10 protein-coding genes and 1 pseudogene are annotated in these 14,557 nt (G+C 69.8%); 7 read left to right on the top strand and 4 right to left on the bottom strand.

From position 1 onward, the window contains the following. Positions 1–52: 52 nt before the first annotated feature. Positions 53–1,348: a M18 family aminopeptidase gene (locus OG510_RS17860; protein ID WP_406137989.1), complete on the bottom strand. Its 1,296-nt coding sequence runs from the start codon at positions 1,346–1,348 to the stop codon at positions 53–55. Between the two features lie 130 nt (positions 1,349–1,478). Between OG510_RS17860 and OG510_RS17855 the strand changes: the two genes are divergently transcribed. After that, positions 1,479–1,709 (top strand): hypothetical protein, encoded by a 231-nt coding sequence (locus OG510_RS17855; protein ID WP_406137988.1) that lies wholly within the window; start codon positions 1,479–1,481, stop codon positions 1,707–1,709. Positions 1,710–1,776: 67 nt separating this feature from the next. Here OG510_RS17855 and OG510_RS17850 read toward each other — a convergent pair whose 3' ends face one another. Continuing rightward, positions 1,777–3,603, bottom strand: a complete 1,827-nt coding sequence (locus OG510_RS17850; RefSeq protein WP_406142437.1) for an acyl-CoA dehydrogenase — start codon at positions 3,601–3,603, stop codon at positions 1,777–1,779. A 152-nt stretch (positions 3,604–3,755) separates the two neighbouring features. Between OG510_RS17850 and OG510_RS17845 the strand changes: the two genes are divergently transcribed. The 3 genes from OG510_RS17845 (at position 3,756) to OG510_RS17835 (ending at position 6,561) form a co-directional block, all read left to right on the top strand. After that, positions 3,756–4,211 carry an SseB family protein gene (locus OG510_RS17845; protein ID WP_164264700.1) on the top strand — a complete coding sequence of 152 codons (456 nt, stop codon included), beginning with the start codon at positions 3,756–3,758 and terminating at the stop codon, positions 4,209–4,211. 116 nt (positions 4,212–4,327) lie between these two features. Continuing rightward, complete coding sequence (locus OG510_RS17840; protein WP_401968269.1) at positions 4,328–5,284, top strand: pirin family protein; 957 nt, start codon at positions 4,328–4,330, stop codon at positions 5,282–5,284. Positions 5,285–5,430: 146 nt separating this feature from the next. Further along, entirely contained in the window at positions 5,431–6,561 is a 1,131-nt protein-coding gene (locus tag OG510_RS17835; RefSeq protein WP_406137987.1) for an AI-2E family transporter, read from the top strand. A 269-nt stretch (positions 6,562–6,830) separates the two neighbouring features. Here OG510_RS17835 and OG510_RS17830 read toward each other — a convergent pair. Then, positions 6,831–8,969: pseudogene (locus OG510_RS17830) on the bottom strand (SpoIIE family protein phosphatase); the annotation flags it as partial. A 172-nt stretch (positions 8,970–9,141) separates the two neighbouring features. Between OG510_RS17830 and aspS the strand changes: the two are divergent. From aspS to OG510_RS17815, 3 genes are all read left to right on the top strand, one after another. After that, positions 9,142–10,926: an aspartate--tRNA ligase gene (aspS, locus tag OG510_RS17825; protein ID WP_406137985.1), complete on the top strand. Its 1,785-nt coding sequence runs from the start codon at positions 9,142–9,144 to the stop codon at positions 10,924–10,926. A 469-nt stretch (positions 10,927–11,395) separates the two neighbouring features. Then, positions 11,396–12,205 carry a L,D-transpeptidase family protein gene (locus OG510_RS17820; RefSeq protein WP_406137984.1) on the top strand — a complete coding sequence of 270 codons (810 nt, stop codon included), beginning with the start codon at positions 11,396–11,398 and terminating at the stop codon, positions 12,203–12,205. An 86-nt stretch (positions 12,206–12,291) separates the two neighbouring features. Then, positions 12,292–12,870 carry a Uma2 family endonuclease gene (locus OG510_RS17815; RefSeq protein WP_406142436.1) on the top strand — a complete coding sequence of 193 codons (579 nt, stop codon included), beginning with the start codon at positions 12,292–12,294 and terminating at the stop codon, positions 12,868–12,870. Positions 12,871–12,941: 71 nt separating this feature from the next. Here OG510_RS17815 and metG read toward each other — a convergent pair whose 3' ends face one another. After that, on the bottom strand, positions 12,942–14,555 hold the full coding sequence (gene metG, locus OG510_RS17810) for a methionine--tRNA ligase (RefSeq protein ID WP_406137982.1): 1,614 nt from the start codon (positions 14,553–14,555) through the stop codon (positions 12,942–12,944). Positions 14,556–14,557: the final 2 nt, after the last annotated feature.

The following is a 14,557-nucleotide window of genomic DNA, read 5'->3' as shown; positions in this document are numbered from 1 at the left end:
ACCGGAACGGTCAATCAACGTGCGTTCGGCGCAGGCGAGTTCTCCGGTCGGCTCAGCCCTCCAGGAAAGCCGTCAGGGCGTTGGCGAGCAGATACGGGTCGTCGGCTCCGCACAGTTCGCGGGCGCTGTGCATGGAGAGGATCGCGACGCCGATGTCCACGGTGCTGATGCCGTGCCGGGCCGCGGTGATCGGGCCGATGGTCGTGCCGCACGGCATGGAGTTGTTCGACACGAAGTGCTGCATGGGCACCCCCGCCTTCTCGCACGCGTCGGCGAACACGGCCCGTCCGCTGCCGTCCGTCGCGTACCGCATGTTGACGTTGACCTTGAGGATCGGCCCGCCGTTGGCGCGCGGGTGGTGCGTCGGGTCGTGGCGCTCGCTGTAGTTGGGGTGCACGGCGTGCCCGGTGTCGGACGACAGACAGACCGATCCTGCGAGGGCGCGGGCCCGGTCCTCGTACGTACCGCCGCGGGCCAGGACGCAGCGCTCCAGGACGGTGCCGAGCAGCGGCCCGTCGGCGCCGGTGTCGGACTGGGAGCCGTTCTCCTCGTGGTCGAAGGCGGCCATCACCGGGATGTGCGTCAGTTCCCCGCCCGATGAGGCGACGGCGGCCAGCGCGGCGGTGGCGGCGTGCACGGAGAGCAGGTTGTCCATCCGGGGGCCGGCCAGCAGCTCACGGTCGCGGCCCAGGTAGGAGGGCGCCTCGACGGGGCTCACCATGAGGTCCCAGCCGGTGATGTCGTCGGTCGCGACGCCCGCCTCGTCGGCGACGAACCGGATCAGGTCGCCCTCGCGGACCTCGCCGAGGCCCCAGACCGGCTGCATGTGGCGCTGCTTGTCGAGCTTGAGCCCTTCGGTGTGCACCGAGCGGTCCAGGTGGATGGCGAGCTGCGGTACGCGCAGCAGCGCCCGGTCCACGTCGACCAGCCGGTGGCTGCCGTCGCGCAGCGTGAGCCGTCCTGCGAGGCCCAGGTCGCGGTCGAGCCAGGTGTTGAGCAGGGTGCCGCCGTAGACCTCGACGGCCACCTGGCGCCAGCCGTCGCTGCCACTGTCCGGGAGGGGCTTCACCCGCAGGTTCGGGGAGTCGGTGTGGGCGCCGACGATTCGGAACGGGGTGTGCGCCGACGCGTTCTCCGGCACGTACCAGGCGATGATGGCGCCGCCCCGCAGTACGTACTTGCCGCCCGCGGACGCGTCCCAGGCGTCGGTCTCCGACACCTGCCTGAAGCCCGCCTTCTCCAGCCGCCCGGCGGCGTTCGCCACGGCGTGGTAGGGCGAAGGGCTGGCCGTGAGGAAGCTCATCAGGTCGTCGGTGTGGCCGCGGTCGAAGCGGACGGAGGTGCTCATGGCAGCCACCATAACGACCGTGACGGCGGCCCCGCCCGCGGGAACGGAACGGGGCCGCGGGGCCGGCGGGCGCATGGGACATGTGGGACGGATCGCGGCCACTGTCAGTGCCGGGTGCCACTATCGGCGCATGGTCGAATACGGTGCCGACACCAGGGAGCCCGTGCTGCTGGGCGAGATCCTGGCCCATGTGCTCAACGTCCCGGCTGCCCGCTCCCGGCGGCCCCCGTGCCAGGAGCGGACGCCCGCCGGAACGCACACGGGGGCGCCCGCCGGAACGCACACCGGGACATACGCCGGACCGCACGCCCGAACGCACAGCGGCGGCGCGGCCCCGGAGACCGGGACCACGCCGCCGTGAGCGGGCCGAGCTTCTCGTCAGCTGCTGTCCGGGACCAGCCGGGACCAGCCGCCGGGACCAGCCGGGACTAGAAGGCCGCCTCGTCCAGGTCCATCAGCGAGGTGTCGACGGTCTCGGCGAGGGCGCGCTGCGCGCTGACGCCGGGCAGGACGTTGGCGGCGAAGAACTTCGCGGCCGCGATCTTGCCCTGGTAGAAGGCGACGTCCTTGGCGGAGGCGGTCGGCAGCTTGTCGGCGGCCACCGCCGCGCCCTTGAGCAGCAGATACGCCACGACGACATCGCCCGAGGCCAGCAGCAGGCGGGTGGTGTTGAGCCCCACCTTGTAGATGTTCTTGACGTCCTCGCCGGTCGAGGTCAGGTCGGTGATCATCGCGCCGACGATCGCCTCCAGGTCCACCGCGGCCTTGGACAGCTGGTCACGGGCGCCGGACAGTTCATCGCCGCCGGTGCCGGCCGCGAGGAACTTCTTGATCTCCTCGGAGAGGGTGTTCAGCGCGGCGCCCTGGTCGCGGACGATCTTCCGGAAGAAGAAGTCCTGGCCCTGGATCGCGGTCGTGCCCTCGTAGAGGGTGTCGATCTTGGCGTCCCGGATGTACTGCTCGACCGGGTACTCCTGGAGGTAGCCGGAGCCGCCGAAGGTCTGGAGCGACTGGGCCAGCTGCTCGTACGACTTCTCCGAGCCGTATCCCTTCACGATCGGCAGCAGCAGGTCGTTGAGGCCGTGCAGCGCCTTGGCGTCCTCGCCCGCGGCCTCCTTCTCCTGGATCGCGTCCTGGACGGAGGCCGTGTAGAGGACCAGGGTGCGCATGCCCTCGGCGTACGCCTTCTGCGTCATCAGCGAGCGGCGCACGTCGGGGTGGTGCGTGATGGTGACCTTCGGCGCGGTCTTGTCCATGAACTGCGCGAGGTCGGGGCCCTGCACACGCTCCTTGGCGTACTCCAGGGCGTTCAGGTAGCCGGTCGAGAGCGCCGCGATGGCCTTGGTGCCGACCATCATCCGGGCGAACTCGATGATGCGGAACATCTGGCGGATGCCCTCGTGCTTGTCACCGATCAGCCAGCCCTTGGCCGGGTGGCGGTCGCCGAACGTCATCTCGCAGGTGTTGGACGCCTTGAGGCCCATCTTGTGCTCGACGTTCGTCGCGTACACGCCGTTGCGCTCGCCCAGCTCGCCGGTGGTCCAGTCGAACTCGAACTTCGGCACCATGAAGAGCGAGAGGCCCTTGGTGCCGGGGCCGGCGCCCTCGGGGCGGGCCAGCACATAGTGGATGATGTTGTCCGACATGTCGTGCTCACCCGAGGTGATGAAGCGCTTCACGCCCTCGATGTGCCAGGAGCCGTCGTCCTGCTGCACGGCCTTCGTGCGGCCCGCGCCCACGTCCGAGCCGGCGTCCGGCTCGGTGAGGACCATCGTGGAGCCCCACTGCTTCTCGACCGCGATCTCCGCGATCTTCTTCTGCTCCTCGGTGCCCTCCTCGAAGAGGATCCCGGCGAACGCCGGACCCGACGAGTACATCCAGATCGCCGGGTTCGCGCCGAGCAGCAGCTCCGCGTACGCCCAGATCAGGGAGCGGGGAGCGGTGGTGCCGCCGATCTCCTCGGGCAGGCCGAGCCGCCAGTACTCGGACTCCATGAAGGCCAGGTAGGACTTCTTGAACGTGTCCGGCACGGGTGCGGTGTTGGTCTCCGGGTCGAAGACCGGCGGGTTGCGGTCGGCGTCGGCATAGGACTCGGCCAGCTCGTTCTCCGCGAGCCTGGCCACCTCGTCGAGGATGCTCTTCGCGGTGTCGACGTCCATCTCTGCGAACGGCCCGGCGCCGTACTGCTTGTCGCGGCCGAGGACCTCGAAGAGGTTGAACTCGATGTCGCGGAGATTCGACTTGTAGTGCCCCATGGCGACAGCCCTCTCGTAACGCATACCTGTAACGAATACCAGCAAGTAGCTACGATGATGCTACCCGTCAGTAATAAGATGCAACCCCTATCGGGCAAGTGTGACGAGACCGCCCCTGCGGCGGGGCCCCTTTACTCAGTACTCTTGCGCGCATGTACGGCTACGACTCGAACCCGAACCAGGGCGCCCAGCAGCAGTACGCCGCGCCGCAGCCCGGCTACGGGGATCAGCCGCTGTACCCCGAGCCGTCGCCGCCCTCGCTCGCCGACGGCGTGCGGGCCTTCACCACCGGCTCGATGGCCGCCGAGGACTTCCAGCAGATCTTCGCCACGTCGAAGGTCTACTGCCCGCGCGGCGACAACCCCGGATTCCTCGCCCTGCACAACACCCAGCAGCCGGTGATCCCGATGTTCACCTCGCTGAAGGAGCTGCGCAGGTACGCGGGCAAGGAGTCCAAGTACTTCGTGATCACCGGCGCCGAGGTGATCGACCTGCTGCCGACCGGGTACGGCTTCGTCCTCGACATGGAGGGTGAGCACCGGATGGTCTTCGACGCGAAGGCCGTGGAGCAGATGGTCGACTTCGCGATGCGGCGGATGTACGGCTGATCCGGCCGCCTCTGGCTTGAACTTGGGGTCGGCAAGGCCCCGGGAATGGTCATGGCTTGCTGGATGTTCACCATTCAACTACTTTGAATGCCGAGCATCCTGCCTGGAGGGCCGCCATGCCTGCCGTGACCGTCGAAAACCCGCTGACCCTGCCGCGCGTCCACGCGCCCGAAGGCGCCGTGCCGCGCCCCGTGCTCGCGGTGTCCACCGCGCCGGGGGGCTTCGAGGGCGAGGGGTTCCCGGTGCGCCGCGCGTTCGCCGGGATCAACTACCAGTACCTCGACCCGTTCATCATGATGGACCAGATGGGTGAGGTGGAGTACGCGCCCGGTGAGCCCAAGGGCACGCCCTGGCACCCGCACCGCGGCTTCGAGACCGTCACGTATCTGATCGACGGCACCTTCGTCCACCAGGACTCCAACGGTGGCGGCGGCACGATCAACGACGGCGACACCCAGTGGATGACGGCGGGCTCCGGCCTGCTGCACATCGAGGCGCCGCCGGAGTCGCTGGTCGTGAGCGGCGGGCTCTTCCACGGGCTCCAGCTCTGGGTGAACCTGCCGGCGAGCGACAAGATGATGGCCCCGCGCTACCAGGACATCGGCGGCGGCCAGGTCCAGCTGCTCACATCGGCCGACGGCGGTGCGCTGCTGCGGGTCATCGCGGGCGAACTGGACGGCCACGACGGCCCCGGCATCACCCACACCCCGATCACGATGATCCACGCGACGGTACGGCCGGGCGCCGAGGTCACGCTGCCCTGGCGCGAGGACTTCAACGGCCTGGCGTACGTGATGGCCGGGCGCGGCAGCGTCGGCACGGACCGCCGCCCGGTGCGCACCGGGCAGACCGCGGTCTTCGGCGCGGGCTCATCGCTGACCGTCCGCGCGGACGAGGCCCAGGACGCGAAGAGCCCGGACCTGGAGGTCGTCCTCCTTGGCGGCCGCCCGATACGGGAGCCGATGGCGCACTACGGGCCGTTCGTGATGAACAGTGAGGCCGAGCTGAAGCAGGCGTTCGAGGACTTCCAGCGCGGCCGGCTGGGGACGGTGCCCGCGGTGCACGGGATGTAGGGCCTGTCCCTACGCAGGTGTGGGCCGTACGCGGGCGGGTGCTGCACACGCGGGTGGCGGGCCCGGCCGGGCCGGGGAGGTTACGCCGCCACTCGCCCGGCCCCGGTGAACGAGCCGTCGACCCGCGCCCGTGATCGGCTGGAGGCGTGCATACCCAGAAGCCGCTTCTCCCCGCCCACGCCCGCCGGCTGGCCGCCTGGTGTGTCGTCGCACTGCTCGTCACGGGCGTGGCCGCGGTGGGGGTCTGGCTCTGCGTCACGCTGAAGACCGCTGTCACCCCGGTACTGCTCGCCCTGCTCGGTACGGCGCTCCTCGGACCGGTCCACCGGTGGCTGGTCCGGATGCGGCTGAACAGGTCGCTCGCGGCCGGGCTGACCTGCGCCGCGCTCGTCGCCGTCGTCGGCGGGGCCGCGTACATCGTCGTCACCGCACTGATCGACACCGGTAACCAGATCGTCGCCTCACTGAAGGACGCCGGGAAGTGGATCGCCGACCACTTCGGGGTGGCCACAGGCGACGGCATCACCAACATCGCCGACAACGCCAAGAACCTGCTCGGCAAGTTCGGCGCGAACGCGGCCGGCGGGCTGCTCAACGGGCTGAGCCTGATCGGCACCCTCATCGCCACCAGCGTGCTGGCGCTGCTCCTCACCTTCTTCTTCCTCCGCGACTCGGACCACGCCCGCGGACTCGCGTACGCCATCGCCCCGGGCCACGGCGCCACCATCGAGGCCATGGCCCGCCGGGCCTTCGAGGCCGTCGAGGGATTCATGCGCGGGACCACCCTGATCGCGCTCATCGACGCCATCTGCATCACGGTCGGCCTGCTGATCCTGGGTGTGCCGGGGGCGCTCGGGCTCGGTGCGCTGGTGTTCGTCGGCGCGTACATCCCGTATCTCGGCGCGTTCATCTCCGGGGCGGTCGCCGTGCTGGTGGCCCTCGCCGACCGGGGCTTCGTGATCGCGCTCTGGGCGCTCGGCGTGGTCCTGCTGGTGCAGGTGCTGGAGGGGCATGTGCTGCAGCCGGTGATCCAGAGCCGTACGGTCCAGATGCACCCGGCGATGGTCATGATCTCGCTGACGGCCGGGGCGAGCATCGCGGGGCTCCTGGGGATGCTGCTCGCGGTGCCGGTGGCGGCGGCGGCCTTCGGGGTGATCGGCGAACTGCGGAAGCGCTACCCGCCGGAGACCGGACCGGAACCGGGGGCGGGGGCCGACCCGGGGCCTGACCCGGGGGCTGACCCGGGCGCGGGGGCCGTGCCCGACCCGGACGCCTGAGCCGATCCCGGGTCCGTTTCCTGCCGGTCGTCGCCCTCTCCCGCCTGGTCCTCCCGCGGCCGGTCCTTCCGCGCGCCGTCTTCCCGTGCCCGGTCCTTCCGCGCGCCGTCTTCCCGTGCGCGGTCCTTCCGCGCGCCGTCCCCCTGCTGATCGTCCGTCTCCAGCTCCAGCAGTTCGTCGGGTGCGAGGTCGGCCAGGAAGTCGGTCAGCAGATCGGAGGTCGGCCCCTCGTCGCCCTCGCCCTCGCCGGAGTCCCCGGGCCCGGCGGGACCGGCCGGCCTGTCCTTCGACTCGCCCCGCGACTCGTAGAGCTCGAACCAGATCGACTTGCCGGAGCCGCGCGGATCCACCCCCCACATGTCCGCGAGCATCTCCATCAGCAGCAGCCCGCGCCCCGACGAGGCCATCTCGCCCGGGCGCCGCTTGTGCGGCAGCTCGTCGCTGTCGTCCGAGACCTCGACCCGCAGCCGCCGGCTGCCGGGCCCGCCGGTGACGTCCGCGGTCATCCGCGCGTCGCCGTCCGTGTGGATGAGGACGTTCGTCGCCATCTCGGAGACCATCAGCGCGGCCGAGTCGACCTGTTCGCTGTCCGTCCAGTCGTGCAGCAGCTCCCGCAGCTGGCTGCGGGCCGCCGAGATGCGCTCCGGCTGGGCCTGGGCGATCGTCAGCGAGATGTGCCGGGTCGTGCCCGCCCGTACGGGCTCTCCCGCACGGGACATCAGCAGGACGGCGATGTCGTCCTCACGGCGGTCGGAGAACGGCCCGGTGTGGTGGTGCTCCGGCGGGCCGTGCGCGGCCTGCACCAGCGCGTCGGCGAGGGTCTCCAGATTCTCCCCGGTGTGCCGCTCCAGCGTGCCGCGGATCCGCTCCCAGCCCGTGTCGAGATCGTGGCCGCCGGTCTCTATCAGCCCGTCCGTGCACATCATCAGCGTCTCGCCGGGCTGGAGCGTCAGACGGGTCGTCGGGTAGTCGGTGTCCGGGTGGATGCCCAGCGGCAGCCCGCCCTCGACGGGCCGTACCAGCACCGTGCCGTCGACCGTGCGGACGGTCGGGTCGGGATGGCCCGCGCGGGCCACGTCGAGCGTGCCGGTGGCCGGGTCGACCTCGATGTACAGACAGGTCGCGAAACGCGGCGGTGGCAGATCGTCGGAGACGGTCTGGTCATTGCTCTCGGTGATGCCGTACAGAAAGCGCGAGGCCCGCGAGAGCACCGCGTCCGGCGGATGGCCCTCGGCCGCGTACGCGCGCAGCGCGATCCGCAGCTGGCCCATCATCCCGGCGGCCCGTACGTCGTGCCCCTGGACGTCACCGATCACCAGAGCCACCCGGCCGCCGCCCTTGCCGTCCTCCTGCGCGGTGCTCCCCGGCAGCGCGATCACGTCGTACCAGTCGCCGCCGACCTGGAGACCGCCCCCGGTCGGCACATACCGGGCGGTGACCGTCATCCCCGGGATCCGGGGGCCCAGCATCGGCAGCATCGAGCGCTGCAGCCCGAGCGAGAGTTCACGCTCGTTGTCGGCGACCCCGGCGCGGGCGAGGGCCTGGGCCAGCATCCGGGCGACCGTCGTCAGCACCGAGCGTTCGTCCGGCGAGAAGCTGACCGGATACGCGAAGGCGGCCATCCAGGCGCCGATCGTCACACCCGAGTCGACCAGCGGCACGAAGGCCCAGGACTGCCGCTTGAGGGGCTCCACGGCCGGCCAGTACCGGGGATAGCGGTCGCGGTACGAGGCGGGGGTCGGCAGATAGATGGCCCGCCCGGTCCTGGCCACCTCGGCGGCGGGATAGACCTCGTCCGTGCGCATGGGGAATTCGGCCAGCAGCCCGTCCTCGGCGGGATTGTGCCCGTGGTGCCCGATGACGGTCAGCCAGTCCCCGGTGATCCCGAAGACCGCGAGACCGTCCGGCTCGAACCCCGGCATGGAGAGCGAGGCGGCCACCCGCAGTACCTCCTCGGTGGACCTGGCCTCGGCGAGCGCGCGCCCCGCGTCCAGCAGGAACGCCTCACGGGAACGGCGCCAGTCACCGGTGATCGGGGTGTGGGCCGCGTCGCCCGGCTGCGGCTCCGCGACCTCCTGGAGCGTGCCGACCAGGACGAAGCTGTGCGCGCTGATCAGCGGCTTGGAGCGGCTGCGTACGGTACGCAGGACCTTGCCGGTCTCGTCGACGATGCGCAGCCGGGCCTCGGCGAGGGTGCCCTCGGCCACCGCGAGATTCACCGTCCCGTTGATCTCGTTCCAGTCGACGGGGTGGAAGCGGGAACGGGCGGCGGCCTCGGAGATGCTGGCGGGTTCGGCGGGCATACCGATGAGCCGGGCGGCTTCCGCGTCGAGCGTGACGATCCCGGCGGTGTTGTCCCATCGCCACAGGCCGGTCGCAATGGCGGCCAGGACGTCCTCGGTGCGCATTGACCCACTTTAAGAAGGTGGGACCGGCCGCCGCCACACAGGGTGCGTCCATGCGGCCGCTCCCCGGGGGCCCGGGGCCCGGCCGATAAAGGCGTAAAGGCACGGTGTGCCCGGCGGTACCCTGGTGCGAAGTACACCCTTCCCGCCTGTCTCGCGAAGAACTGGATGAACGATGCATCGGTACAGGTCCCACACGTGCGGCGAACTGCGCGCCTCTGACGTCGGCTCCGACGTCCGGCTGAGCGGCTGGCTGCACAATCGCCGAGACCTGGGCGGCATCCTCTTCATCGATCTGCGCGACCACCACGGCATCACGCAGCTCGTCGCCCGCCCCGGTACCCCCGCCAACGAGGCGCTCTCCAAGGTCACCAAGGAGACGGTCGTCCGTATCGACGGCAAGGTCTCCGCGCGCGGCACCGAGAACGTCAACGAGGAACTGCCGACCGGCGAGGTCGAGATCGAGGTCGGCGAGGTCGAGGTGCTCGGCGCCGCCGCCCCGCTCCCCTTCACCATCAACGCCGAGGACGGCGTCAACGAGGAGCGGCGCCTGGAGTACCGCTTCCTCGACCTGCGCCGCGAGCGCATGCACCGCAACATCATGCTGCGCACGGCTGTCATCTCCGCCATGCGCCACAAGATGACCGAGCTGGGCTTCAACGAGATGGCGACCCCGATCCTCACCGCGACCTCCCCCGAGGGCGCCCGTGACTTCGTGGTCCCCTCGCGGCTGCACCCGGGGAAGTTCTACGCGCTCCCGCAGGCGCCGCAGCAGTTCAAGCAGCTGCTGATGATCTCCGGCTTCGACCGCTACTTCCAGATCGCGCCCTGCTTCCGCGACGAGGACGCCCGCGCGGACCGCTCGCCCGGCGAGTTCTACCAGCTCGATGTGGAGATGAGCTTCGTCGAGCAGGAGGACGTCTTCCGCCCGATCGAGAAGCTGATGACCGAGCTCTTCGAGGAGTTCGGCAACGGCCGCCATGTCACCTCGCCGTTCCCGCGGATCCCGTTCCGCGAGTCGATGCTCAAGTACGGCAACGACAAGCCCGATCTGCGCGCCCAGCTCGAACTGGTCGACGTCTCGGACGTCTTCGCGGACTCCGGCTTCAAGGCGTTCGCCGGCAAGCACGTCCGTGCGCTGCCCGTCCCGGACACCGCGGGCCAGTCCCGCAAGTTCTTCGACGGACTCGGTGCGTACGCCGTCGAGCAGGGCGCCAAGGGCCTGGCCTGGGTGCGGGTCGGTGACGACGGCGCGCTCGCCGGTCCGATCGCCAAGTTCCTCACGGACGCGGACATCACCGCCCTCACCGAGCGTCTGGAACTCAAGCCCGGCCACGCGGTCTTCTTCGGCGCGGGCGAGTTCGACGAGGTCTCCCGGATCATGTCCGCGGTCCGGGTCGAGGCGGCCAGGCGCGCCGGCCACTTCGAGGAGGACGTGTTCCGGTTCTGCTGGATCGTCGACTTCCCGATGTACGAGAAGGACGAGGAGACCGGCAAGATCGACTTCTCGCACAACCCCTTCTCGATGCCCCAGGGCGGCTATGCCGACCTGGAGGAGAAGGACCCGCTCGACATCCTGGCGTACCAGTACGACATCGTCTGCAACGGCATCGAGCTCTCCTCGGGCGCCATCCGTAACCACGAGCCTGACCTGATGCTCAAGGCGTTCGAGATCGCCGGCTACGACCGGGAGACCGTGGAGCACGAGTTCGCCGGAATGCTCCGCGCCTTCCGCCTCGGCGCCCCGCCGCACGGCGGTATCGCCCCGGGCGTGGACCGCATCGTGATGCTGCTCGCCGACGAGCCGAACATCCGCGAGACGATCGCCTTCCCGCTCAACGGCAACGCGCAGGACCTGATGATGGGTGCCCCCACGGTCCTCGACGAGACCCGGCTGCGCGAGCTGAACATCCAGCTGCGCAAGCCCGCGGCCCCGCCGAAGGACAAGCAGGAGAAGTAACAGCTCCCCGTTTCACGTGAAACGGCAGAACAGCCCCTGGCCGCCCGACCGGGGGCTGTTTCCGTGCTGTCGGCCGGCCCGGCACTCGCGGTCCTTCCACGGAGCGGCTGTGGTCTCACGGAGTTGCGCGGGATGAACCAGTACGACGGACTGATCGGCGTGCCGGTCAAGATCAAGACCGGGGGCGGGGGCAATCTGATTCCGGCGAGTCTGTGCGTGCGCGGCGACGCGCCAGGCTTGGGGCAGCCCTTGTCCCGACCGTACGGCAGGCCCTGGACGGGGCGTAATGCGCGACAACGACGTCGAAACCGCCATCGAACGTCACACCGACTTCCGCATAGGGGCCGGCCCCGGGGGGAACCCTGGCGGGTTCCTCGAAATGAATCGACGCCTACGGCACACACCAGTCGTTAACGGCGTGCACCCGACGTGATCCGACGGGATCCGACGTGAACTGAAAGGCTCGTACATGTCTCTTCGCCGACTTCCCAGAGGTGCGCTCCTGGCGACCGCACTGGTCACCGGCGGGTTGGTGCTCTCCGGATGTTCGGGGTTCCCGGGACACACGACGGCTCCGGCCCGGGCGGTCGAGGACAACAGCGGTCACGGCGGACCGCCGGCGCCTGCCGCGGCCTCCGCGACGCCCGCGGCCGGCCCGCAGCTCCGCAGGGCCGCGGAGCTTCAGGTCAAGGAGATCCCGGCGCTCGGCCCCAAGACCCTGGCGAAGATCCCGGAGTCCGCCCGGCAGGCCGTCGTCGTCACCGGCGACGCGGCGGACTCCAGCCGCTCCACCGCCGTCCTCTACGTGCGCGACCGGGTCAAGGGCTGGGAGCCGGTCTCCGACCCGTGGCCCGCGCACAACGCCCTGCACGGCTGGACCGAGGAGCACTACCAGGGCGATCTCCACTCACCCGCAGGGGTCTTCGGCCTGACCGACGCGGGCGGCCGCAAGAAAGACCCCGGCACCCGCCTGCCGTACGACCACGGGCCCTCCTTCGTCGCGGCGGGCACCGGCTTCGACGGGGAGTCCCTGGCGGGCGCCTTCGACTACGTGGTGGCGATCAACTACAACCACAAGCCGGGCACCACCCCGCTCGACTGGACCCGCCCGATGGGCGCGAACCGGGGCGGCGGCGTCTGGTTCCACGTCGACCACGGCGGCCCCACGCACGGCTGCGTCTCCCTGCCGGAGGACCGGATGAAGGAACTGCTGCGCTGGCTGGACCCGTCGAAGAAGCCCGTGGTGGTCATGGGGGACGCCTCGATGCTGGGGGAGTGAAGCGGAAGTGAAGCCGCGCGGTGGCGACGCGGCGCCCCGTAGGCTGGAGCGTGTCACCTACCCCTGAGGAGACCGTGGTGAGCGTCGTGGAAGAGCGGTGCACCGTCCTGACCCAGGAAGTGTTCGAGGGACTGGCCCGGCACGCCATACGAGCCGACGAAGCGGTGCGTCTGGAGTTCGTGAACGGGAAGTTGGGGGTCAAGGCTGTGCCGGACGGGGACCACGGGCGGATCATCGTCTGGCTGACGCAGATCTGCATTCAGTCGAAGCAGGGACTCTGGCTCTTTCCGGAGCAGGGCCTGCGGATCGAGACCTACCGGAAGGGCAATGCCCGCCCCGATGGGGTCCTCGCTCCGATCGACACCTTCGTCGGCCAGGGCGAGTGGGCCAGCGCGGAGGGTGCGCTGATGGTGGTCGAGGTCACCTCGAACGACGCCGACACCGATCGCCGGGACCGGGTGGAGAAGCCGCGCGCCTACGCCGAGACCGGGATCCCCGTCTATCTGCTGATCGACCGTGACGCCGGTGAGGTCAAGGTCCACTCGCAGCCGGACGGTGTGCGGTACGAGCAAGTGGTGACGGTTCCGTTCGGGAAGACCGTCGAGCTGCCCGGGCCGGTCGGGATCGAGCTGGACACCGCCCCGCTCACGGCCTGGGCGCGCTGACACGGGCCACGGCACAGCAGGAGGGCCCGGAACCGTCGCGGTTCCGGGCCCTCCTGCTGGGGTTTCACCCGTTACGCGGGCTTCTCCTCCAGGCGCGGGAACAGCACCGCGCCCTTCGTCACCGTCGCACCCGCGGGGAGCTGCCCCCAGGTGCCGGCCTGCTGGAGCTTCTGGTCGGCCAGTGCGCCGAGGTCCGCCTCGGCGCCCAGCGAGTCCCACAGGCTCTGCGAGGTCACCGGCATCACCGCGTTCAGCAGGACCGCGACACCGCGCAGTGACTCGGCCGCCGTGTAGAGGATGGTCGCGAGGCGGGCCCGGCCCTCCGGCGACTCGTCCTTGGCGACCTTCCACGGCTCCTGCTCCGTGATGTAGCCGTTGACCTGCTTCACGAAGTCGAAGACCGCCAGGATGCCGCCCTGGAAGTCCAGCTCGTCGCCGATCAGCCGGTCGGACTCGGTGACCGCCTTGGCGAGACCCTCCTGGACGGCCTGCTCGGCGGCGCCCGCGGCCTCGGCGGCCGGCAGGGTCCCGCCGTAGTACTTGCCGACCATGGCGGCCACCCGCGAGGCGAGGTTGCCGTAGTCGTTCGCCAACTCGGAGGTGTAGCGGGCGGAGAAGTCCTCCCAGGAGAACGATCCGTCGCTGCCGAAGGCGATCGCGCGCAGGAAGTACCAGCGGTAGGCGTCCACACCGAAGTGCGAGGTCAGGTCCTGCGGCTTGATGCCGGTCAGGTTCGACTTCGACATCTTCTCGCCGCCGACCATCAGCCAGCCGTTCGCCGCGACCTTGCCGGGCACCGGCAGGCCCTGGGCCATCAGCATCGCGGGCCAGATCACCGCGTGGAAGCGCAGGATGTCCTTGCCGACCAGGTGCACGTCGGCGGGGAACGTCTCGTCGAACTTCTGCTGGTTCGCGCCGTAGCCGACGGCCGTGGCGTAGTTGAGGAGCGCGTCGACCCAGACGTAGATGACGTGCTTCTCGTCCCACGGCACCGGGACGCCCCAGTCGAAGGTCGAGCGCGAGATCGACAGGTCCTGAAGCCCCTGCCGCACGAAGTTCACGACCTCGTTGCGCGCCGACTCGGGCTGGATGAAGCCCGGGTTGGCCTCGTAGAACTCCAGCAGCTTCGGCCCGTACTCGCTCAGCTTGAAGAAGTAGTTCTCCTCCTTGAGGATCTCCACCGGCTTCTTGTGGATCGGGCACAGCTTCTGACCGGGGAAGTCGGGCTCGCCGTCGATCAGGTCGCCGGGGAGCTTGTACTCCTCGCAGCCCACGCAGTACGGGCCTTCGTACCCGCCCTTGTAGATCTCGTCCTTGTCGAACAGGTCCTGCACGAACTCCTGCACACGGTCGGTGTGCCGCTTCTCCGTCGTCCGGATGAAGTCGTCGTTCGCGATGTTCAGATGCTCCCAGAGGGGCTTCCAGGACTCCTCGACGAGCTTGTCGCACCACTCCTGCGGTGTGACGTTGTTCGCCTCGGCCGTGCGCATGATCTTCTGACCGTGCTCGTCCGTGCCGGTGAGGTACCACACCTTCTCGCCGCGCTGACGGTGCCAGCGCGTGAGCACGTCCCCTGCAACGGTCGTGTAGGCGTGGCCCAGGTGAGGAGCGTCGTTGACGTAGTAAATGGGGGTCGATACGTAGTACGCGTTCGTCCCCTGCTTCTCAGATCCAGTGGCCGCCATGG

It is taken from the genome of Streptomyces sp. NBC_01089 (assembly GCF_045162975.1).
In the GTDB taxonomy this organism is placed as follows: Bacteria; Actinomycetota; Actinomycetes; order Streptomycetales; family Streptomycetaceae; genus Streptomyces.
This window is presented reverse-complemented; position numbering and strand designations above follow the sequence as displayed.